The 20,636-nt window shown below is 72.3% G+C and carries 18 protein-coding genes; 10 read left to right on the top strand and 8 right to left on the bottom strand.

The features are described from left to right. The first annotated feature begins 116 nt into the window (after positions 1-116). Positions 117-1,934, top strand: coding sequence for a cation:proton antiporter (locus tag C8E83_RS08210; RefSeq protein WP_121369290.1), 1,818 nt, complete (start codon positions 117-119; stop codon positions 1,932-1,934). A gap of 65 nt (positions 1,935-1,999) precedes the next feature. Further along, complete coding sequence (locus C8E83_RS08215; protein ID WP_121369292.1) at positions 2,000-2,251, top strand: hypothetical protein; 252 nt, start codon at positions 2,000-2,002, stop codon at positions 2,249-2,251. Between the two features lie 116 nt (positions 2,252-2,367). On the opposite strand, the gene C8E83_RS08220 is transcribed toward C8E83_RS08215, so the two are convergent. Further along, on the bottom strand, positions 2,368-2,703 hold the full coding sequence (locus C8E83_RS08220; RefSeq protein WP_147430112.1) for a hypothetical protein: 336 nt from the start codon (positions 2,701-2,703) through the stop codon (positions 2,368-2,370). Positions 2,704-2,842: 139 nt separating this feature from the next. Further along, positions 2,843-3,370, bottom strand: a complete 528-nt coding sequence (locus C8E83_RS08225; RefSeq protein ID WP_121369295.1) for an 8-oxo-dGTP diphosphatase — start codon at positions 3,368-3,370, stop codon at positions 2,843-2,845. A gap of 32 nt (positions 3,371-3,402) precedes the next feature. On the opposite strand from C8E83_RS08225, the gene C8E83_RS08230 reads away from it, so the two are divergent. The 4 genes from C8E83_RS08230 (at position 3,403) to C8E83_RS08245 (ending at position 7,125) form a co-directional block, all read left to right on the top strand. Next, positions 3,403-3,741 carry a hypothetical protein gene (locus tag C8E83_RS08230; RefSeq protein ID WP_121369297.1) on the top strand — a complete coding sequence of 113 codons (339 nt, stop codon included), beginning with the start codon at positions 3,403-3,405 and terminating at the stop codon, positions 3,739-3,741. Positions 3,742-3,750: 9 nt separating this feature from the next. Further along, the gene (locus tag C8E83_RS08235) at positions 3,751-4,284 is read left to right on the top strand and encodes a hypothetical protein (protein ID WP_121369299.1); all 534 of its coding nucleotides are present in this window, start codon (positions 3,751-3,753) and stop codon (positions 4,282-4,284) included. Positions 4,285-4,369: 85 nt separating this feature from the next. Continuing rightward, positions 4,370-6,586, top strand: coding sequence for a S9 family peptidase (locus tag C8E83_RS08240; protein WP_121369301.1), 2,217 nt, complete (start codon positions 4,370-4,372; stop codon positions 6,584-6,586). A gap of 2 nt (positions 6,587-6,588) precedes the next feature. Next, a complete protein-coding gene (locus C8E83_RS08245) occupies positions 6,589-7,125 on the top strand; it encodes a DUF1697 domain-containing protein (RefSeq protein WP_121369303.1) in 537 nt (178 codons plus the stop codon). A 44-nt stretch (positions 7,126-7,169) separates the two neighbouring features. On the opposite strand, the gene C8E83_RS08250 is transcribed toward C8E83_RS08245, so the two are convergent. After that, positions 7,170-8,711 carry a CYTH and CHAD domain-containing protein gene (locus tag C8E83_RS08250; RefSeq protein WP_170159879.1) on the bottom strand — a complete coding sequence of 514 codons (1,542 nt, stop codon included), beginning with the start codon at positions 8,709-8,711 and terminating at the stop codon, positions 7,170-7,172. Positions 8,712-8,823: 112 nt separating this feature from the next. On the opposite strand from C8E83_RS08250, the gene C8E83_RS08255 reads away from it, so the two are divergent. Further along, positions 8,824-10,188, top strand: a complete 1,365-nt coding sequence (locus C8E83_RS08255) for a maltokinase N-terminal cap-like domain-containing protein (RefSeq protein ID WP_121369307.1) — start codon at positions 8,824-8,826, stop codon at positions 10,186-10,188. Between the two features lie 24 nt (positions 10,189-10,212). Here the strand turns inward: C8E83_RS08255 and C8E83_RS08260 are convergent, their stop codons facing one another. Beyond that, the gene (locus tag C8E83_RS08260; RefSeq protein WP_121369309.1) at positions 10,213-11,970 is read right to left on the bottom strand and encodes a pyruvate dehydrogenase; all 1,758 of its coding nucleotides are present in this window, start codon (positions 11,968-11,970) and stop codon (positions 10,213-10,215) included. A 79-nt stretch (positions 11,971-12,049) separates the two neighbouring features. On the opposite strand from C8E83_RS08260, the gene C8E83_RS08265 reads away from it, so the two are divergent. Continuing rightward, entirely contained in the window at positions 12,050-12,328 is a 279-nt protein-coding gene (locus C8E83_RS08265; RefSeq protein ID WP_121369310.1) for a mycoredoxin, read from the top strand. Positions 12,329-12,372: 44 nt separating this feature from the next. Here the strand turns inward: C8E83_RS08265 and C8E83_RS08270 are convergent, their stop codons facing one another. Continuing rightward, the gene (locus C8E83_RS08270) at positions 12,373-13,080 is read right to left on the bottom strand and encodes a hypothetical protein (RefSeq protein WP_147430114.1); all 708 of its coding nucleotides are present in this window, start codon (positions 13,078-13,080) and stop codon (positions 12,373-12,375) included. Positions 13,081-13,192: 112 nt separating this feature from the next. On the opposite strand from C8E83_RS08270, the gene C8E83_RS08275 reads away from it, so the two are divergent. After that, a complete protein-coding gene (locus tag C8E83_RS08275) occupies positions 13,193-14,149 on the top strand; it encodes a hypothetical protein (RefSeq protein WP_147430115.1) in 957 nt (318 codons plus the stop codon). A 54-nt stretch (positions 14,150-14,203) separates the two neighbouring features. On the opposite strand, the gene C8E83_RS08280 is transcribed toward C8E83_RS08275, so the two are convergent. From C8E83_RS08280 to C8E83_RS08290, 3 genes are all read right to left on the bottom strand, one after another. Continuing rightward, positions 14,204-16,381, bottom strand: a complete 2,178-nt coding sequence (locus C8E83_RS08280) for a DEAD/DEAH box helicase (protein WP_121369315.1) — start codon at positions 16,379-16,381, stop codon at positions 14,204-14,206. Positions 16,382-16,669: 288 nt separating this feature from the next. Next, entirely contained in the window at positions 16,670-18,160 is a 1,491-nt protein-coding gene (locus C8E83_RS08285; RefSeq protein WP_121369317.1) for an FAD-dependent oxidoreductase, read from the bottom strand. A 4-nt stretch (positions 18,161-18,164) separates the two neighbouring features. Next, positions 18,165-19,415, bottom strand: a complete 1,251-nt coding sequence (locus C8E83_RS08290) for a phosphotransferase enzyme family protein (RefSeq protein ID WP_147430116.1) — start codon at positions 19,413-19,415, stop codon at positions 18,165-18,167. A 95-nt stretch (positions 19,416-19,510) separates the two neighbouring features. Between C8E83_RS08290 and C8E83_RS08295 the strand changes: the two genes are divergently transcribed. Further along, on the top strand, positions 19,511-20,626 hold the full coding sequence (locus tag C8E83_RS08295; RefSeq protein WP_245981511.1) for an FUSC family protein: 1,116 nt from the start codon (positions 19,511-19,513) through the stop codon (positions 20,624-20,626). The last annotated feature ends 10 nt before the right edge of the window (positions 20,627-20,636 follow it).

Below are 20,636 nucleotides of genomic sequence, written 5' to 3' on the forward strand. Positions count from 1 at the left end.
TCGACCCGGGATGCCGGAAATAGCCCGGAGACCGGTTCGACCAGGCACCCAGGAGCCTCCTGGGCGTCTGCTGGCAGAATGGGAGCCCACGACCCGCACCCGGACGGACTCCGCCCATGGAACTGCTCGAACTCCTCCTCCTGCTGGCCGGTTCGCTCGCCGTCACGGCGTTCGCCCGCTGGCGAGGCCTCCCTGCGCCCCTGCTCGTCGTCGCGGTCGCCCTCGGGGTCTCGTTCATCCCGGGCGTGCCGCCGATCGAGATCGACTCCGAGGTGATCCTCACGGTGATCCTGCCGCCGCTGCTGTACTCGGCGTCGCTCGACGTGTCGTTCCAGAACTTCCGGCAGAGCCTGGTCCAGATCCGCCGCCTCGGCATCTTCCTCGTGATCGTCACGGCGCTCGTCGTCGGCTGGGTGGCGTACAACCTGATCCCCGACATGACCCTGCCCGCCGCGATCCTCGTGGGCGCGGTCGTCGCGCCGCCCGACGCCGTGTCGGCCGCCGCGATCGGCCGGAAGCTCGGCCTGCCGCGCAAGGTCATGGCGGTGATCTCGGGCGAGAGCCTCATCAACGACGCCGCGTCGCTGACGCTGGTGAAGGTGTTCCTGCTGATCATCGGCGGCGCCACGCTCTCGATCGGCCAGGACCTGTCGATCTTCGCGCTCGCGATCGGCGTCGGCGTGGGCGTCGGGCTGGTGCTCGGCGTCGTGGCGCACTTCCTGCGCATGCGAGTGAAGGACCCCGTCGTCGAGACGGTGATCGGCCTGATCCTGCCGTTCCTCGCCTACATCACCGCCGAGCAGCTCGAGGGCTCGGGCGTGCTCGCCGTCGTGGCCGCCGGCCTCTACGTCGGCTACAACTCCCCCAAGGCCGGCTACGCCGCCCGCCTGCAGGAGCGACCGATCTGGGCGGCCGCCGACGTCACCCTCGAGGGTTTCGTCTTCGCGCTCATCGGCCTGCAGCTGAAGACGGTCGTCGGCGACGTCGCCGACTCGACGCGCGACCTCTGGCAGAGCGTCGGCGTGGCGTTCGTCGTGCTCGCCGTGGTGATCCTCGTGCGGCCGATCTTCGTCTTCGTGACCTACTACTGGTCCAGGTTCTGGAAGCGCTTCGTCTTCACCAGGCTGCGCCGGTTCCGCAAGGCACGAGTCCGACGCATGATCTGGGGCCGCGGCGACCCGAAGCTGAGCTGGCAGCAGCTGACCGTCGTGTCGTGGACCGGTATGCGCGGCGTGGTCACGCTCGCCGCCGCGGTGTCGATCCCCGAGGCCGTCGACGGGCACGATGTTCCTGCGCGCGACACCATGTTCCTCATCGCGTTCGTGGTGACCGTCGGCACGCTCCTGCTCCAGGGCCTCACCCTGCCGTCGGTGATCCGCGGCCTGAAGGTGCAGGATCTGAAACAGGCCGAGCGCGACGTCCAGGCGGAGCTCCGACTCGTCTCCGACAGCACGCAGGAGGCCGTCAGCTACCTCGACAAGCGCCGCGACGCGTGGGCCGACGAGTGGGGCGCCGAGCCCATCGACCGCGGCATCACGCTCTTGAAGGACCGCCTGCAGAGACAGGATCAGGCGTTCCGCCAGGGCCTCCGCGAGGACACCGACCAGGCCGCCGAGATCGAGGCCGAGCAGGCGGGCGTCGACGCCGAGTCGGTGGAGATGCCGACGCTCGACCGGGGCTCCGAGCTGCGCTCGGTGCCGCACGTCGCCGAGCCCGAGCCGGTGCCGGATCCGACGCTGGTGCGCCCGGGCCGCAACAACGCCCGCGCCCTGGCGAGCATCCGCCGCGAGCTCCTGCAGAAGCGTCGCGAGGTGGTCCTCCGCGAGCGCGACGCCGGCAACCTCGACGAGGAGGTCATGCGGCGCGTCCTGCTCGGCCTCGACGCCGAGGAGCTGGCGATGGACACGTCGGCGGTGGCGCGCACGAGGTCGTGACCTCGGCGGCCGCCGGGGCCGCCCCCGCTGCCGGAGCACCCCGCGCTCCGGCGTAGAATCCTGGCGTGTCCCGCCTCGCCCTGCATCGCCTGTTCATCGTCGTCTGCGCACTGTTCGTGATCGCCGCCGTGGTCCTCTACGTCCTGTCGATCGCGCTGGCCTCGCACGGCGGCGACACGGCCCGCCACTTCGACGAGTACGCGATCTTCGCCTTCATGGGCGCCGTGCTCTTCGGCATCATCGACTTCTTCGTGCGCCCCGTGATGCGGGCCACCCCTGACGGCTCTCGCGACGTCGAGAACCCGCTCAACGGCTGACCGGAGGTCGCCCGCCGGGCGCGACCACGGGCTCCTGCGCCGAAGCCCTACCCGCGCAGAAACGCCGAACCGCCTCGATCAGGGTCATCGAGGCGGTTCGGCGTGTGGTCTGAGTGCTACTCGCCCCAGCGGGCGGTGCCGCGGACGGCGAGGGCGTCGCGCTCGGCGCGCGAGCCGGGAGCGTTGTCGATGATCGAGTTCGCGGCGCGGACGTTGCGCGCGAGGAGCTTCATGCCCTGGCGGACGAGCATGGCGGCGACGCCGGCGATGCCGATCCAGAGGAGGATGCGGCCTTCGGCGCCGAGGAGCGAGCCGGCGACGACGGCGGTCCAGACGGCCGGCCAGACGAGGGCGGCGACCCAGCCGACGTGGTTGGCCGAGGCGGTCGGGGTACGGTAGGCGTCCACCGAAGTGCGGACCTGGGCCGCGAGACGGCTGTCGATCGTGGTCATCATGCTCCCTAAGCATTTCACCGTTGTCACCCGACGGGTGACGATACGACGAATGTACCGATCGGTGCACATCTTCTGCGCCCCCCTCTCGTGGTGCCACCCGTTGGGGGGTGATCCCCGAGCTGGCGCGGATCGGGCATCAGAGGGCAAGCTCCTGCTTCACGGTCGCGAGATCGTCGGCGAACGTGAACTCGCGCGAGACGTGTCCCCCGATCAGAACACCGGGGAGCCACCTGCGGGCGTCGTCCCACATCTCGCCGTACGGCACGGCGTCGAGATCGAACCAGACCGGGTCGAGCTCGTCGCTGGGGGACGGCTCGCCCGACCATCCCGTGACGACGAAGACCGTCGAGCGCTGGCTCCACGAGGGCCGGTCGGGGAACAGGTAGCAGAGGTCGCCGCGGTGCTCGAGCGCCGTCTCGGCGACCGACACCCCGGCCTCCTCCGCGATCTCCCGGACCGCCGCCTGCGGGCCCGTCTCGCCCGGCTCGAGCTTGCCGCCGAGGCCGACGAAGCGCCCCTCGCCGAGACCGCGCTTCTTGCGCCCGAGCAGCACCTGCACGACGCCGTCGTGCTCGCGCAGCAGGTACGACACGCAGACGCGCCGAAGCGGCTCGTGCCCCGAGAGGGCTTCGGAGTCGTGCGGCCAGGGCACGTCGGAGACCATTCCCCCATCGTGCCAGGCGTAGCATCGCGTCGATGGAGAACAGCCCCCGACGCGAGTTCCGCGGCGCCGGCCGCAGCCTCGAGGTGCTGCGCGCCGAGGCCTCCGACGAGTTGCGCACGCTCATCGAGCTGCGCTGCCGCGCGGGCGAGGATCCGTGGGACGTCATCCCCGAGCTCCCCACCGTCGACGAGCAGGTGGTCGTCACCCTGCGGGCCGATCACTACGGGCACGCGGGATCCGGTGCGTCGACGGGTCTCGGTCTCGACGACGAACTCGAGTTCCTCCGCGGCATCGCCCTCTGGCACCCCGAGCTCTCTCGGGCCGTGTGGTCGCTGATGGGCCGCCTCGAGGACGTCGGCGGTCGCGCCTAGCCTTTCGGCATGGACCTCTGGCAGACCCTCATCACCACCGCCGTCGGGGCGTTCCTCGGGTCGGGCGCGGCCTTCGGCGCGAACCTGCTCGCCGGCCGCATAGGCGAGCGCCGACGCGAGGCGGCGGCCCTCGACGAGCTCGTCCACGAGATCCACTTCCGGCGGGTGTTGCGGCGCATCGAGCCCCGCCTCAGCCCGAACGCCTCGGCGATCGACCCCGACTACGACAAGGCGAGGCACTCGGCGTCGACCCTGCGGGGCGACATCAGGCGCGCGAGGCGCTCTCTCGTGTCGGGCTCTGCCGCTGCTCCTGTGCTCGACACGATGACCCTCGCGTGCAACACCTTCCTCGACGAGAGCGAGGCCGTGCCCGAGCGGTACCAGCTGCAGCTGATGCAGCTGCAGTGGCGGCTCGCCCAGGCCGTGCACGCGGTCGCGTCGACGTCGTCGCGCGTGAGCGACCTCGAACCGGGCGATGCCGGGCTGGTGCCGACGACTGCGGGGCGCGCGATGCCCACCGAGATCGGCGACGCCGCGCTGTAGACGCGCTCACTGTCGGCGGCCTGGGGCGCAGGAGCAGGCGACACCCTCCCGGGGCCGTGTCAGCGCCCTTCACTAGGCTTGCGCCATGGCACTCCCCGACGTCCCGCACGCTCCGATCGCCCCGAAGAAGCCCGTCGTCCGCTCGCATCACGGCCGCGACTTCGTCGACGACTACGAGTGGCTGCGCGAGAAGGAGAGCCCCGAGGTCGTCGCCCACCTCGAGGCCGAGAACGCGTACACCGAGCTCACCGTGCGGCACCTCGAGCCGCTGCGGGAGCGCGTCTTCGAGGAGATCAAGGGGCGGGTCCAGGAGACCGACCTCGGCGTGCCGACCCGCGAGGGCGGCTACTGGTACTACTCGCGCACGGCCGAGGGCAGGCAGTACGGCATCCAGTGCCGCCTCCCGATCCAGGGCCCCGACGACTGGACCCCGCCGACCATCGAGGCGGGCGTGGCCGCGGCCGGCGAAGAGGTGATCTTCGACGGCAACGTCGAGGCGGACGGCCACGACTTCTTCTCGCTGGGCTCGTTCGACGTCTCCGCCGACGGTTCGCTGCTCGCCTACGCCGTCGACGTGGAGGGCGACGAGCGGTACACGCTGAAGGTGCGCGACCTCTCCACGGGCGACGACCTCCCCGACGAGATCGCCGAGACGGCTCCGGGTGCGACGTTCGACGCCTCCGGCCGGTACCTCTTCTATCCCACGGTCGACGAGTCGTGGCGCCCCGACACCATCTGGCGGCACGAGGTGGGCCAGGCTCCTGCGGCCGGTGGCGGGCGAGCGGACGTCAAGGTCTTCGAGGAGCCCGACGACCGCTACTGGATCGGCGTGGGCCTCACCCGCAGCCGCCAGTACCTCGTCATCGAGGCCGGCTCGAAGATCACGAGCGAGGCGTGGCTGCTCGACTCGGCCGACGCCACCGGCGACTTCCGCGTCGTCTGGCCGCGCGAGGAGGGCGTCGAGTACGACATCGACCACGCCATCGTCGACGGCAGCGACCGGCTGCTCATCACACACAACCGCGGGGCGGTGAACTTCGAGCTCGTCGACGTGCCGGCCGACGACCCGGTGTCGACGACCGACCGGCGCGTCGTCATCGCGCACAGCGACCAGCGACGGCTCGAGTCGGTCGAGGCGTTCGCCGGCCACCTGCTCGTCGACTTCCGCGAGGCCGGGCTGTCGCGCATCGGCGTGATCGCTCTGCCCGGCGGCGGCCACGGGTTCGGGCCGCTCAGGACGCTGGAGTTCGACGAGGAGCTCTTCACGGCCGGCTGGTCGTCCAACCCCGAGTTCACGCAGGCCACGGCGCGCTTCGGCTACACCTCGTTCGTCACCCCGTCGACCGTCTTCGACCTCGACGTCGCGACCGGCGAGCGAACCGTCCTCAAGCAGCAGGTCGTGCTCGGCGACTACGACCCCGCCGCCTACGCCGAGAGCCGCGAGTGGGCCGAGGCCTCGGACGGCACACGGGTGCCGGTGTCGCTGGTCTGGCGTCGCGACGCCGTCGAGCCCGGGCGCCCTGCCCCCCTGCACCTCTACGGCTACGGCTCGTACGAGCACAGCATCGACCCGTCGTTCAGCGTCGCTCGCCTCAGCCTCCTCGACCGCGGCGTCGTCTTCGCCGTGGCGCACGTGCGCGGCGGCGGCGAGATGGGCCGCACCTGGTACGAGAACGGCAAGACGCTCATGAAGCGCAACACGTTCACCGACTTCGTGGCCGTCGCCGACCACCTGATCCGCGAGGGCCGGACCACGCCGCAGCGTCTCGTCGCCGAGGGCGGCAGCGCCGGCGGCCTGCTCATGGGCGCGATCGCGAACCTCGCCCCCGACCGCTTCGCCGGCGTCCTGGCCGCCGTGCCGTTCGTCGACGCGCTCACGAGCATCCTCGACCCCGACCTGCCGCTCACCGTGATCGAGTGGGACGAGTGGGGCGACCCCCTGCACGACCCCGAGGTCTACGACTACATGGCCTCGTACTCTCCCTACGAGAACGTCCCCGACGACGCCTCCGCCTACCCGCGGATCCTCGCCGTCACCAGCTTCAACGACACCCGCGTGCTCTACGTCGAGCCGGCGAAGTGGGTCGCGAGGCTGCGCGAGGCGGGGGCGCCGGTCAGCCTCAAGATCGAGATGCAGGCGGGGCACGGCGGCGTCTCGGGCCGCTACGAGTCGTGGCGCGAGCGGGCGTTCGAGATCGCCTGGATCCTCGACGTGCTCGGGCTCGCGGGCTCGGGAAGCGACCCCGTCTCCGGTATTGACACCGCGGCGGCGGTCGAGCCGGGCGCAGGAGCCGAGGCGTAGTCATGGCCGATTACGTGGCGCTCCTCCGCGGCATCAACGTCGGGCAGGCGAAACGGGTGCCCATGGCCGTGCTGCGGGAGACCTACGGGAAGCTCGGGCTGCGCGACGTCGCGACCCTCCTCAACAGCGGGAACGCCGTCTTCGCCGCCGACGCAGAACCGGATCCCGCGGCCCTGCGCGCGGCGGTGCTCGAGGCGACCGGCGTCGACTCCGAGACGATCGTCGTGTCGGCGGAGCGCTTCCGCGAGATCGCCGCGGCGAACCCTCTGGGTGCCGACGACCGCACGCCGACCCGGGTGATCGTGGCGTTCGCGGCCACTCCGCTCTCACCCGAAGAGGTGGAAGTCCCCGCGGTACTCGACGACGAGCCCGAAGAGATGGTCGTCACGCCCGGCGCGATCTACCAGTGGATCCCCGACGGCGTCCTGTCGACGAAGGTGCCGCTGTCGTTCTGGCGCACGCTCGGCACGACCGTCACGGCGCGGAACCAGCAGACCGTCGCGAAGATCGTGGCAGTGCTCGACAAGCGCGCCGGCTGACGGCGGCGGCCCGTCGCAGCCCGGTCACAGTCCCTCCGCGCCCGTCACAGCCCCTTCGCGGCCCGGCGAAGGCCGGCCAAAGCCGACCGGCGATCCGCGTCGGCGAGGGTGACGATCACACCGTAGGCGAAGGTGTCCTCGCCGGCACGGCGGGCCGCGTCGGCCGACTGCTCCACCCAGGTCGCGAGCGCGTCGGCGTCGAGGGCGTCGCCGAGGAGGTCCTGGAGACCGTGCGTGGTGCGCCGGGCGGCCTTCGTGCCCTTCACCCCGGCGGACTTCGCGGCTTCGAGGGCGTACCGGAGGCGGCGGGCGGCCTTGCGGGCCGAGTGGACGGTCTCGCGGCGGACTCCCCCGGCTCCTGACACCGCGGTCGTCGCCGCCCGAACGCGCCGGTGCGCCCGCTTCGCCTCGAGCGCGAGCGAGTCGGCGATGAACTCGTCGCTGTCGTCGAGGGCGCGGTCGCCCTCCGGCTCGGTCACGGGCAGGGCCTCGAGGCGGTCGAGGAGCTCGAAGTAGGCGGGGTCGTCGAGGGCGCGCTCGAGGTCGATCGCGGCCTCGCGCGAGGTCTCGCGGAGGGCCGCGCGCATGCGGGCCAGCGACTCGTGCGGCAATCGGCCGTCGGGCGCGGCGTCGGCGTAGTGCTCCAGGAGCTCCGCGCGCACCTCGAGATCGCGGGCGACACTCGCCGCGCGGCCGGCCGTGCGGAGGGCGTCGGCGAGCCAGGCGGCCTCGTCGTCGGGCAGGACGCCGCGGTACACGGTGAGGATGCTCCGGATCCTGCGCACGGTGGTGCGGAATCGGTGGACGGCATCCGCCTCGCCCGAGCGCACCAGCGGATCGACCGTCACGAGGTCGCCGACGAGCGGGGCGATCGCGTCGTACACGAACTCGGCGGCGCTGCCGAGCTCGAGCTCGACGGGTTCGAGGGCGACCGGCGCGGGCACGTCGACGCCGGCGAAGACGGCCGAGAGCCCGCGGGCGAGCTTCGACTTCGACGACGACACCCGTGCACCCGCCGCGACGAGGGTCTCGCCGACGGTGTCGAGCAGAGCCTCCCCGTCGGCGCGGTCGACGCCGGGCGCCAGCTCGACCTCCCACTCGCGCCAGGTCGAGGCGGGCGCAGGATCCGACACGGCCGGGTCGGACGCCGTCACCTCGTCGTCCGCGACCTCGCCGAGCACGGCCCCGTCGGCGTCGACCAGCCGGGTCACGGTGCGGGTGGTGGCCAGCGTGAGCACCGGGTGCACGGGACGCCCGCGCAGCACCGACTCGACGACCCGCCGGAGCTCGGCCGGCAGCGCCTCGTCGGGGTCGGCGCCGAGCGGCGAGTGGACCTCGCGGCGGGCTCCGGCCGACGCGGGCAGCTTCACGTGCCAGCCCTCGTCTGCGCCGCCCTCGCGGCGACGCAGGGTGATGCGGTTGCCCAGCAAGACGTGGTCGGCCGTGTCGAGGTACGTCGCGCGGAGCTCCACCGGCTCCTGCGTCTCGGCCCGCTGGATCGGACCCGTGCCCGCCAGGTCGGGCACCCTCACCGCCTCGTCGACGTCGTACTTGCGCTCGATCTCGAGGGAGGTGGTGGGGCTCATCGGTCCATTGTGTCGGTCGCGCGGACCGAGCGCGCACGCGGGCCGCCGCGCACAGGACAACCGGGGGCAACCATCAGGCGACGGGGTACGCGACGGGCGTAGTCTGCGACGCATGAGCACTGTCGCCCCCTCTCTCGCCGGCTGGATGGCGCGTCAGCGCTGGTATGCGAGCAAGGGGCGAACGCCGAGGATCTCGGTGATCGGCAGCATGGAGAGCTCGTTCGACGACGGCATCGTCATGACCCTCCTCGTACTCGACGAGGGCCCGACCGTGCCGGTTCTCTACCAGGTGCCGCTCGTGGCGCGCATGTCGCCTCTCCCGGGCGGCGACGCGGCGTTCATCGGCTCCAGCGACGGCCTCTACCTCTATGACGGGCCCCACGACCCGGTGTACGCCGCGGGCCTGCTCAACACTCTCGCCTCAGAGCGGCACGTCGACGGCTCCGACGTCACGGCCGACGGTCACCGCGTCGGCGACGCCGGCCGCTATGTGCGCTCGAAGGTGCTCGAGGGCGAGCAGTCGAACACGTCGATCGTCTACCAGGTGCAGGCCGCCGACGACACGCCCGCGCAGGTCGTCGCCAAGGTGTTCCGCGTGCTCCACCACGGCGACAACCCCGACGTCACCTCGCAGGCCGCCCTCACGGCCGGCGGCTCCACGCGCGTGCCCGAGGCGTTCGGCTACCTCACCGCGTCGTGGCCAGACCCGGGCCGCGAGGAGGGGCGCGCACACGGCCACCTCGCCTTCGCGCAGGAGTTCCTGGCCGGGTCGACCGACGCCTGGCGCGTCGCCCTCAACGCGGCCCGGCACGGAACCGACTTCACCGAGGCCGCCCGCGACCTCGGCCTCGCCGTCGCCGCCGTGCACGCCACCCTGGCGTCGCAGCTCGGCACCGTGGCGGCCACCCCCGACGCGATCGAGGGCGCGCTGGCCAGCATGCGACGCCGTATCGCCACGGCCGCCCGCGAGGTGCCCGAGGTCGAGCCGTTCGCCGAGGGCGCCCTCGCCGTCTACGAGGCGGCAGCTCAGGCCGACTGGCCCGCCCTGCAGCGGATCCACGGCGATCTCCACCTCGGCCAGGCGCTCCAGACGCCGGCGCGCGGGTGGATCCTCCTCGACTTCGAGGGCGAGCCCCTTCGCCCCATGCCCGAGCGGTCGCGCCCCGACGTCACCCTGCGCGACGTCGCCGGCATGCTCCGCTCGTTCGACTACGTCGCCGGCTCGCTCGCGCAGGAGCGCCCACGCATCGACGCCGCCGCCTGGGCGCACGCCGCGCGGCGAGCCTTCGTCGACGGCTACATCGAGGGCTCGGGCGTCGACGTCCGCGCGCAGCGCGCGCTGCTCGACGCGTTCGAGATCGACAAGGCCGTCTACGAGGCGATCTACGAGTCGCGGAACCGGCCCGGCTGGGTCGGGATCCCGGTGGCGGCGGTCGAGCGGCTGGTGTCGCGTGGGGCAGGAGCCCGGACCGCCTGACCGACCACCTGCTCCTGCGCCCCGCTACGGCCGGGGGACGTTGCGGAGGTTCGACCGCGCCATCGCGACCGCCTCGCCCGCGCCGCCGTTCATGACCACCTTCGACATCGCGAGCGCGAAGCCCTTCACCTGCGTCGCCGTGATCGTCGGCGGCAGCGACAGCGCACGCGGGTCGGTCGCGATGTCGAGCAACGCCGGTCCGTCGTGCTCGAGCACCGCCTCCATCGCCGATTCCAGATCGGCGGGGTCGTCGACGTGCACCGCGTGGATCCCGAGCGCCCGGGCGACGGCGGCGTAGTCGGTCGCTGGCACGTCGACGCCGAAGTCGGGGAACCCCGCCACCAGCATCTCGACCTTCACCAGCCCGAGGGTCGAGTTGTTGAAGACGACGATCTTCACCGGGATCCGGTACGCCGCCACGGTCACGAGCTCGCCGAGTAGCATCGACAGCCCGCCGTCACCCGACATCGACACGATCTGCCGCCCCGGGTACGCGTACGCCGCGCCCATCGCCTGTGGCAGGGCGTTCGCCATCGACCCGTGCAGGAACGACCCGATGATCCGCCTGCGCCCGTTCGGCGTGATGTATCGCGCGCTCCACACGTTCGACATGCCGGTGTCGGCGGTGAACACGGCGTCGTCGGCGGCGAGACGGTCGAGCAGCGATGCCGCGTACTCCGGGTGGATCGGCACGATCTTCGCGGCGTCCTTCGTGTACGACCCGACGACTCCGGTCATGAGCTTCTCGTGCTTCTTCAGCAGGCCGTCGAGGAAGCGAGAGCTCTTCTTCGGGGTGATCAGCGGCAGGAGCCGGTCGAGCGTCGCCCCCACATCGCCGTGCACCCCGATCTGCACGTCCGCCCGCCGCCCGATGTTCGCCGCATTCGAGTCGATCTGGGCGATGACGACCTTCGGCGAGTCCGGAAGGAACTGCTCGTACGGGAAGTCCGTGCCGATCATGAGCATGAGGTCGGCGTCGTGGATGCCGGCGTGAGCGGCGCCGTAGCCGAGGAGGCCCGTCATGCCCACGTCGAACGGGTTGTCGTACTGGATGACGTCCTTGCCGCGCATGGAGTGGCCGATCGGGGCTTTCAGGGCGTCGGCCAGGGCGATCACGCGGTCGTGGTGTCCCGCTGCTCCTGCGCCCACGAACAGCGCCACGGTCTTGGCCTTGTCGAGCGCCGCGGCGAGGGTGCGCACGGCCTCGTCGTCGGGCTCGAGCCTGCCCGGTTTCACGTCGACGAACGCCGGCACGTGGCCGGACGCCTCGAACTCGGCGATGTCGCCGGGCAGCGTGATGACGCTCACGCCGCCGCCCGCGAGGGAGTGGCGGATCGCGCTCGCGACGACCCGCGGTGCCTGCTCGGCGGTCGAGATCATCTCGCAGTAGCCGGAGCACTCGGTGAACAGGCGGTCGGGGTGGGTCTCCTGGAAGTACGACAGGCCGATCTGCGAGGCCGGGATGTGGCTGGCGATCGCGAGGACCGGCGCACCCGACCGGTGCGCGTCGAAGAGGCCGTTGATGAGGTGGAGGTTGCCGGGGCCGCAGGATCCCGCGCACACCGCCAGCTCGCCGGTGAGCTGCGCGTCGGCGGAGGCCATGAACGCGGCGGCCTCCTCGTGCCGCACGTGGATCCAGTCGATGCCGCCCTTGGCAGAACCGCCCGTGCGACGGACGGCGTCGACCACGGGGTTCAGGCTGTCGCCGACGATGCCGTAGATGCGTTTCACCCCGGCGGCGAGGAGCTGGGCGATGAGCTGGTCGGCGATGGTCTGGGCCACTGCGGTGCCTTTCTTACGGGTCGCTTCGTGCGGGTGCTCTCTAGCCAACTCCCCGCGTCGTCGGCGTACCCTTGGTGACATGACCACGACTGCTTCCGCGACTTCGTACATTCCCGAGGCCGGGACCATCACGATGTTCTCGACCGGCTGGTGCGGCTACTGCGCCCGCCTCAAGCAGCAGCTCACGAAAGACGGCATCGACTTCACCGAGGTCAACATCGAAGAGGTCCCCGGCACCGCCGAGATCGTCGAGAGCGTCAACGGCGGCAACCAGACCGTGCCGACCGTCATCTACCCCGACGGCTCGACCGCGACGAACCCGTCGCTCGCCGACGTGAAGGCCGCGCTCGCGCGCTAGCCTTTCGCGAGCCGGGCGCGCGAGCCTTTCGCGGGCCCAGCGCGCTAGCGGTAGTCGTCCGGGTGGTCGGTGCCCAGCGTCTTCACCGGCACGCGCTTCTTGCGCCCGTCCGCCTCGAGGTGCTCGGGCACGTCGGGCGCGGTCTCGATGGCGGCCGAGGTGCGACCGAGCATGGCCAGCAGGCCGAAGAACTGCACGAAGGCGTTGACGGCGCTCAGCATCAGCACGAGCGGCACGAAGTTCGGCAGCAGCGCGATGATCGCGGCGACGTACGACAGCGGGAACGCCAGCCAGGCGATCTGGGGCAGCAGGATCCGAGGCATCGCCGCCTGCAGGCTCTCCGCCCGCCGAGCGGCGGCGAGGCGCTCGGGGATTGACACCTCGGGCTCGCGGCCGGCACGCCACGCCTCGGTGATCCGCTTCTCGGCTCCGTCGCCCAGCAGGACGCCGCCCCGCCGGAACGGCGGCGGGCCGGTCTTCGCCGCCGAGTCGCCCTTCGGCGGCCGCCACCGGTAGCCGAACACCATCGGGAGAATCGCCGCGGCCGCCCAGCCCAGCGCGAAGGCCATCGCCACGGCGCCCGGATCGCTCTCGCCCCCGAGGCGCAGAAGGACGTGGGCGACCGCGGAGCCGACCACGCCGATCGCCGACGCACCGCCGAGCAGCAGGGCGCGACGGCGGGGCGTGTAGACCTCGTCGAGGCCGGGGCGGGCGAGCCGCCAGCCCCCACTCACATCCTGAGCCCAAGTCATGTCTTCGACGGTACGCCCGCCTCTCCCCCACATTCGTGCGCGTGCGCATGTCGTCCACAGGAAGCCTCATCGGCCCGGCGCCCTACGGCCGCGCCTCGTGCAGGGTCGCAGGATGCGAGAGCCGTCCGTCGAGCCCCACCCGTCCCTCCTGGTCCGCTCGTCCCTCGACGACACGCTCGTGCGTCGGGCGTGCCTTCGCGGCGACCTGATCCGTCTCGTCGCGGGCCGATACGTTCGCCGCGAGCACTGGGAGGCGTTCGACGCGGCCGCGCGCCACGTCATGTTCGTGCTCGCAGCGGTCTCGTGCCTGCGCGTGCCCGTCGTCGTGTCGCACGCCTCGGCCGCGGCGTTCTGGGGCCTGCCGCGTCTCGGGGCCTGGCCCGCGCGGGCGCACGTGATCGATCCGTCCGTGCAGACGGGATCGACGGGGCGCTTCGTCAGCCGACACGCCGGCCGGCTCGACGAGACCGAGGTGGCCGAGCGCTTCGGCGTGATGGTCACGGGCCCGGCTCGCACCGCGGCCGATGTGGCCCTGAGCGAACCTCGCCGGCAGGCCGTGGTGGCTCTGGATCACTCGTTGCGCGACGGTGTCACGACACGCGACGAGATCGCCGCGTGCCTCGAACGCCGATCGAACGGGCACGGTGTGAAGAAGGGGCTCACCGCCCTCGACTTCGCCGACCCTCTCGCGAATCGCCCCGGCGAGTCGCTGAGCCGTGTCGTCATGGCCGAGTCGCACCTGGCTCGGCCGACGCTTCAGCGCACCTTCGTGAACCCGCACGGTCGAGACGCCGACGTGGACTTCTTCTGGGAGAGCCGGGGCATCGTGGGCGAGTTCGACGGTGAGACCAAGTACCGCGACTCCGAGCGCTGGTCGGGGCTGCCTGCCGAGGAAGTCGTCATCCGCGAGAAACAGCGTGAGGACTGGCTGCGCAGCCTGCCAGAGGTGCGAGGCTTCGTGCGGTGGACCTGGCGCGACGCATACGCGCGCGGACGCCTCGCGAGAATCCTCCTCGACGTCGGCGTACCGCTCGAGTCCGGGCGACTTCACGCATCCCGGGCGAACTAGTCGCGCCGGGGTGCGTAAAGACGCCCGGAGTCGGGCAGGGCGGGGGGCGGGGGGCTAGCGGCGGCGCTGCGGAGCGGCCCGCCGCGCGGCGGGCGACGCCTCGAGCGCGTCGGTGAGCAGCGCGATGAGCGCCCCGAGCTGCACGTCGGCCGACGACGACACCTCTTCGTCGGACCCGTCGAGGGCGCGGGCGGCGAGCCCGGCCTTCGAGTCGATGAGCTCGGCGATCTTCGTGTCGATGGTCTGCGCGGCGATGACGCGCCACGCCGTGACGGGCTCCTCCTGGCCGATGCGGTGCACGCGGTCGATCGCCTGCGTCTGCTCGGCGTCGGTCCACGACAACTCGGCGAGCACGACGTTCGACGCAACCTGGAGGTTCAGGCCGACGCCGGCCGCGGTCAGCGAGCAGACGATGACCTCGACCGAGGGGTCGTTCACGAACGCGTCGATGTTCTTCTGGCGCGAGGTGGGCGTCTGGTCGCCGCGGATCGACGAGTACGAGATGCCTCGCTTCTCGAAGACCTCCTGCGCCGTGTCCATGACGTCGATGTGCTTCGCGAAGAAGACGACCTTGCCGACGTTGCGGGCGAGCTGAGCGGTGTAGTCCGCCGCGAGGCCGGCCTTCGCCTGGCCGATGCGGCGCACCATCGAGAAGACGTTCTCGCCGGTCGACGAGGTGTCGCCGTCCTCGAGCTCCCACTTCGCGACCTGACGCACGAGGTCGTGGTCGATGCCCTCGACCCGGACGCCCGAGGTGCGGGTGGCCAGCGCCTGCTGGTAGCGCGCCACCAGCTTGCGAGACAGGTCGCGCTCGGCCTCGCGGATGGAGCGGCCGACCTCGTCGTCCAGCTCGACCGGGAGGTCGGCGATGCGGCGGGCGGGGATGTCGGCCGCGACGTCGACCTTGCGGCGACGGACGATGCCGAGGTCGATGACGGAGGCTCGGGCCGACGCGAAGAAGCCGGGCTCGGCGGGCGTGAGGCCGGTCTCCTCCAGCGACTCCATGAGCTCGGGGCCCGGCTTCTTGTCGTCGATCCACCCGAGGAACTGCCAGATCGCCCGGAAGTCCTCGATGTCGTTGATGAGCGGGGTTCCGGTGAGCGCCATGAGCAGCGGGTGCGCGGTGCGGGAGCGGATCCTGGCCGACAGCTGCAGCACGTTGCGGGAGCGCTGCGACTCCTTGTTCTTGATGAAGTGGGCCTCGTCGACGACCATGCCGCGGAAGCCGAGGTCGCCGAGCCAGCCGACGTGGCGGTCGAGCACCTCGTAGTTCACGATGACGATGTCGGCGAAGCCGTCGATGTTGTCGCCGTCGCCGTGGATCACGGTGGCGGTGCGCGACGGGGTCCAGAGGCCGACCTCGCGCGCCCAGTTCGTCTTGACGACGTTGGGCACGACGACGAGCAGGGGGTACGCGTTCGCGGCCTGCGCGGCGAGCAGCGACTGCGCCGTCTTGCCGAGGCCGGGCTCGTCGGCGAGGAGGAACGTGCGGTGGCCCTGGCGCGCCGACTCGACGACCTGCGCCTGGTGGCGCATGAGCTCGACGCCGCCGGGGGCGATCAGCGTCGTCGGCTCGGGGAGGTCCATGCAGGCCGAGGCGCCGCCGGCGCCGTACTCGAACGACTTGAAGAGCGGCCCGAAGAGCTCCCAGTTGGCGAGGCGCCTTGGGTGCACCTCGTGCTTCTCGGCGAGCGAGAAGTCGGGGGCGAGGAACGGGTTGGCGAGCTGCCGCGAGATGACCGACTGCGGCACCACCTGGCGCTCGGTGGCCGCCGGGGCGACCGGGGCCTCGGTGGTGATGATGAGGTCGTCGGGCGCGAGGGCCGCGCCGCTGGCGATGAGCATGTCGCGCTTGAGCGACTTCGCGGCGTCCGACACCACGGCCTCCTCGGCGAGGAGGGCGATGAGCGACGTGTCGCGCGCGGCGGCCTTGGCGAGGATCGTCGCGACGCCGTCGAGGCGCTTGAGCTGCTCGGCCCGGTCGGCGTCGCTGACGGCCTTGTCGGCCTTCACGCGGGCGCGCTCCTCGCGCATGAGCAGCGCGACCACCTGGAACTTGGTGCGCACCGACGGCTTCACGGCTCCGCGCTGCGCGGCGGCCTCGACCTCGCGCACCGCCTTCGCGAGCACCGGGATGATGCCGTCGTTGTCGAGATCGCGGACGCGGCGGTGACCGCCGGAACGGGTGGCGGTTCGAGTACCGCCGGACTGGCGCTGGCCTGGTCGAGCCAAGGCTCCTCCTCAACATGGCCCCACCGCCGGGGAAGGGCGGTGCGGGCGGAGAGTCTTCACCCGGGCGTGGGCTGGGCCACGAGCCGGGCAGGGTGATTCCGATCTGGGGGACGTCGCCTGCGGCGCCCCCGATGCGACGGAACGGGGTGTTCGAGAAGACCCCGCCGGCCCGTGCGTCAGATTCACAGGGCCGCTTGTCGCCGGCGCCGACCCGAGTCGGGTGGTGGCGCCGCCGTCAGTTTACGCCTGTCCAGCGGTGCGCCGCCACCACACGCCGTTCGGCGTGCCTCAGGGGCGCAGGATCCGAAGGCCGCGCGTCGACGGCCCCTCGACCACGCGACCCTGCGCGTCGAATCGCGAGCCGTGCAGCGGGCAGTCCCACGTGCGCTCCTGGTCGTTCCACGTGACCACGCCGCCGAGGTGCGGGCAGACGCCGCTCACCGTGCAGGTCTCGCCGTCGACGGTCGAGCGAGCGACCGGGCGGAGCCCCTCGAGACCGACGGATCCTGCACCCTCGTCGGGCACCTCGCCCGGCAGCAGCGGGTTCGCGAACGCCTTCGCCCAGCCCTTCGCGAACCACCAGACGGTCGCCGCGTTCGCGCCGACGCCGGCCGCGATGGCCGGCGGGAGGGTGACGCGGTGGTGGATCACGCTCATCCAGTCGGCGGCGTCGCCGGTGACGTCGGCGACGAGCATCCGGGCGGCGTACACGGCGTCGGGCAGGCCGCCTCCGTCGAAGCCGGTGGCGAGGTAGACGCGACCGTGGCCGCGCGGCAGGGCGCCGACGAACGGCACCCCGTGCGGCGTGGAGTGGCTCTGCCCGCTCCAGGCCCGGCGAGGCGTCGCGCCGGTCCAGTGCGCTCCGGCCCAGCGCGCGAGCTCGTCGACCAGGGCCGCCTCGGACGGCGCACGGCCGGTCGGGTGCGACGATCCGGCCACCAGGAGCTCGCCCCGACTCGCCCTCACCCCTCGCCCGCGCGCCTCCACCGGCTCGTACAGCGCGTCCGGGAGCTCCGACGCGTCCACGCCCGTGAGCGTCAGCACGGAGGAGCGCCGTGCGGAGACCTTGCCGAAGTACAGCCCGCGGTCGAGGATCGGCGATCCTGTGCACACGTGCACGCGCTCGGAGCGGACGTCGCCGAGCGCCGTCGACGTGATCACGGGGGCGCTCGCGTGCACACCGGTCACGGCGGCGTTCTCGACGACGACTCCGCCGAGCGCTCGGAGGTCGGCGGTGAGCGCCTGCACGAGGTCCATCGGGTCGACGAGGCCCTGGTCGCGCAGTCGCACCGCGCCGATCGTCGCGAAGGGGAGGTCGACGTCGGCGGTCTTGACGAGGTCGAGGCCGGCGCGCCGGCCGACGAGGTACTCGCCGTCGACGCGGGCGAGACCTGCGCGCGTCGTCGCGTACGACACGGCGTCGCGCCGCTCGACGTCGACGCCGGCGCCCTCGGCGTAGTCGAACAGCCACTCGACGCCCTCGCGGACGCCCTCGGCGTAGGCGTCGACGACACGTTGGTAGGTGCGCGCGCGGATAGTCTGCAGCTGGGCTCCGTGCAGGCGGCTGATCGCCACGCGCGGCGACCCGACGGCCGTTCCGCCGACGCGGCCCGCCTCCAGGACGGCGACCGTGTGGCCGCGCCGGGCGAAGAGCAGGGCGGTGACGAGGCCGGTGACGCCGCCGCCGACGATGACGTCGTCGTAGGTCGCGAGGGGTTCGAACTCGTCGGTCGGGATCTCTCGGGAGGCCGAGGTGGAGGCGCTGCGCCAGGGGCTCATGCCGTCAGACGGTAGGCGCGGCTCCTGAGCCCGGGCCGGGTGACTGGCGCACGCGCGGCCAGAGCGTGCCCTCGGTGGCCTCGACGAGCTGGATCGCCTTGGCGCGGCCGATCTCGGTGCCGAGGGTCGCCTGCCCGCCGGCGTGGGCGAGCAGCTGGGAGGCGATCGTCGGCGGCAGGCGGTCGGCGATGGCCGGGAAGCGGTCCATCCACGCCCCCACCACGTCGTCGGCGATGCGCTCGCACGCGCGGGCGGCCGCGTTCTCGCCGTTGCCGCGGTGCCACTGCGCCGTGACGACGAGGTGCGCCACGAGGGCCCCGGCGTCGCGGGCGGGGTGCCCCCAGCCGGCGGTGTCGATGTCGAGGAGGCCCGTGATCCGCGTCGGGTCCTCGGGGTCGACGAAGAGCTGCTCGAGGTGCAGGTCTCCGTGCACCACCTGGCGCTCGTCGCTCCCCCACGTCGCACGCCTGGCCTCGATCTCGTCGTAGAGGCGGTTCACGCGGTCGGCCAGGTCGGGCAGGGAGGAGGCGAGGCTCCTGCGATGCCAGCCGGCGTTGTCGAGAGCGTCGGCCTGCGCCGGCTGGTCGAGGTGCACCCGCGCGACGGCCTCGCCGAGACGCGCGAGGCACGGCACGAAGCCGGGGCGGTCGGCGATGTCGATGACGCGCCCGCCGGCGGGGACCCCGTGGACGCGCTCGAGCACGAGCAGTCCGTCGGGCCGCACCGCGAGCACCGCGGGCACCGGCAGACCCTCGGCCGTGAACGCGGCGTGCTGCGCGGCGATCGGCTCGGCGCGCGTGGGCCGCACGACCTTGAGGAAGAGCGTGCGCTCGCGGGTGTCGACACGGATGACAGCACGCTTGCCGGGGCGGTAGGCGGCCACCGTGAGCTGCGGCTCGCTCACGTCGATGCCGACGTCGCGCAGCAGCGTCACGACGCGCTCAGGGTAGGTCACGGCGGCGAGCGCGGGGAGCGCAGGATCCGCGGGATACGCCCACACCCGCACCTGCGCCCCGCTGGCCGAGTCGGTGACGACGGTGGCGCCCGTGCCGCGGGAGGCCGCGACGGACGCCGGATCGGTGTCGATGTAGGTGAGCACCGTCGCGGCCAGCCCGGCGCGGTCGACCGTGTCGACCTCGTAGCCGTAGAGGTAGCCGCCGCCGGAGGGCTCCACCGAGTGCGGGCGGAACGCGACGACCGTCACCCCGCCGTCCGCGAAGGCGGCGGGCAGAACGTTCGCTGCGTCAGGCCACACACCAGCAGTCAATCGTGTCTCCGATGAATATTCATGATTTCGGACGGCGACGCGCCGAATCCGCCAGGCGGCGACGTGCGCTCTACCCTCGATTCGTGGCCGCCCCTCCTGTCCGATTGCTCACCTCCCTCGTCACACGACTCCGCCAGCCGACGCGACTGCCGTGGCTGCAGATCGGCAAGTCGGTGCTGGCCGTCGCGCTCGCCTGGGTGATCGCGGCGCTCCTGCTGGGCCAGCCCGAGCCGACCTTCGCCGCCATCGCCGCCCTGCTGGTCATGCAGCCGAGCATCAACCAGTCGTTCGGGCGCGGTCTCGAGCGGAGCGTCGGCGTGGTCATGGGCGTCGGGCTCGCCTACCTCGTCGTGGCCGTCCTCGGCCATCAGCACACCTGGGTCGTGCTGGTCGCGATCGTCGTGGCGATGCTGTTCGCGTGGCTGGTGAAGCTGACCCCGACCTCCGCCACGCAGGTGCCGATCTCGGCGATGCTCGTGCTGGTCACCGGCCTCGTCACACCGGGCTATGCTGTCGACAGGATCGTCGAGACGGTCATCGGCGCGATCGTCGCCCTCGCCGTCAACACCCTCGTGGCGCCGCCGGTGCTGCTGGGGCCGGCGCACCTGGCGCTCGGCCGCCTCGCCCGCGACCTGGCGACGGCGATGGACGACCTGGCCGGGGCGCTCGAGGAGCCCGTTCCGTCCGCCGAGCTCGACGCGATGCTGGTTCGGGCCCGCGAGCTGCGGTCGGTCCGGCAGCCGGCGGCCGAGGCCCGGGTGCGGGCAGGAGCCGAGAGCCTCACCCTCAACCCCCGCGCCACCCGCCAGCGCAGGGTGCTCGAGGCCGACCGCGCGCTGCTGGCGACGCTCACGAACCTGTCGCACCGGATGCTCGCGATGACGCGGTCGGTCCGCGACAACTACGAGCCCGAGCTCACCGAGGACGTCGTGGTCGACGGGATCGCCGAAGAGCTGCGCCGGGCCTCCCACGACGTGCGGCTGCTCGTCCGCGAGCGGGAGGAACGGGCGTCGACCGGGGTCGGCACGGGCACCACGAGCGGCGGCGTCTCGACGGCGACCGCGGATCTGCCGGCGCTGACGGCACCGCTGTCGGTGGTGCGGCCCGATCCTGCGCGCTGGGTGCTCATCGGGTCGCTGCTGGAAGACCTGCGCAGGATCCGCGAGGAGATCGTCGGCGACGACCCCGCCCCGCGCTGACCGCCCTCGG

This window comes from Frondihabitans australicus (assembly GCF_003634555.1).
Classification (GTDB): Bacteria; Actinomycetota; Actinomycetes; order Actinomycetales; family Microbacteriaceae; genus Frondihabitans; species Frondihabitans australicus.

Excerpts from the sequence above, each read along its gene's own strand:
- C8E83_RS08210 (WP_121369290.1), top strand. The coding sequence starts at position 117 with ATGGAACTGCTCGAACTCCTCCTCCTGCTGGCCGGTTCGCTCGCCGTC.
- C8E83_RS08220 (WP_147430112.1), bottom strand. The coding sequence starts at position 2,703 with ATGACCACGATCGACAGCCGTCTCGCGGCCCAGGTCCGCACTTCGGTG.
- C8E83_RS08225 (WP_121369295.1), bottom strand. The coding sequence starts at position 3,370 with ATGGTCTCCGACGTGCCCTGGCCGCACGACTCCGAAGCCCTCTCGGGG.
- C8E83_RS08230 (WP_121369297.1), top strand. The coding sequence starts at position 3,403 with ATGGAGAACAGCCCCCGACGCGAGTTCCGCGGCGCCGGCCGCAGCCTC.
- C8E83_RS08235 (WP_121369299.1), top strand. The coding sequence starts at position 3,751 with ATGGACCTCTGGCAGACCCTCATCACCACCGCCGTCGGGGCGTTCCTC.
- C8E83_RS08240 (WP_121369301.1), top strand. The coding sequence starts at position 4,370 with ATGGCACTCCCCGACGTCCCGCACGCTCCGATCGCCCCGAAGAAGCCC.
- C8E83_RS08245 (WP_121369303.1), top strand. The coding sequence starts at position 6,589 with ATGGCCGATTACGTGGCGCTCCTCCGCGGCATCAACGTCGGGCAGGCG.
- C8E83_RS08250 (WP_170159879.1), bottom strand. The coding sequence starts at position 8,711 with ATGAGCCCCACCACCTCCCTCGAGATCGAGCGCAAGTACGACGTCGAC.
- C8E83_RS08255 (WP_121369307.1), top strand. The coding sequence starts at position 8,824 with ATGAGCACTGTCGCCCCCTCTCTCGCCGGCTGGATGGCGCGTCAGCGC.
- C8E83_RS08265 (WP_121369310.1), top strand. The coding sequence starts at position 12,050 with ATGACCACGACTGCTTCCGCGACTTCGTACATTCCCGAGGCCGGGACC.
- C8E83_RS08270 (WP_147430114.1), bottom strand. The coding sequence starts at position 13,080 with ATGACTTGGGCTCAGGATGTGAGTGGGGGCTGGCGGCTCGCCCGCCCC.
- C8E83_RS08275 (WP_147430115.1), top strand. The coding sequence starts at position 13,193 with ATGCGAGAGCCGTCCGTCGAGCCCCACCCGTCCCTCCTGGTCCGCTCG.
- C8E83_RS08285 (WP_121369317.1), bottom strand. The coding sequence starts at position 18,160 with ATGAGCCCCTGGCGCAGCGCCTCCACCTCGGCCTCCCGAGAGATCCCG.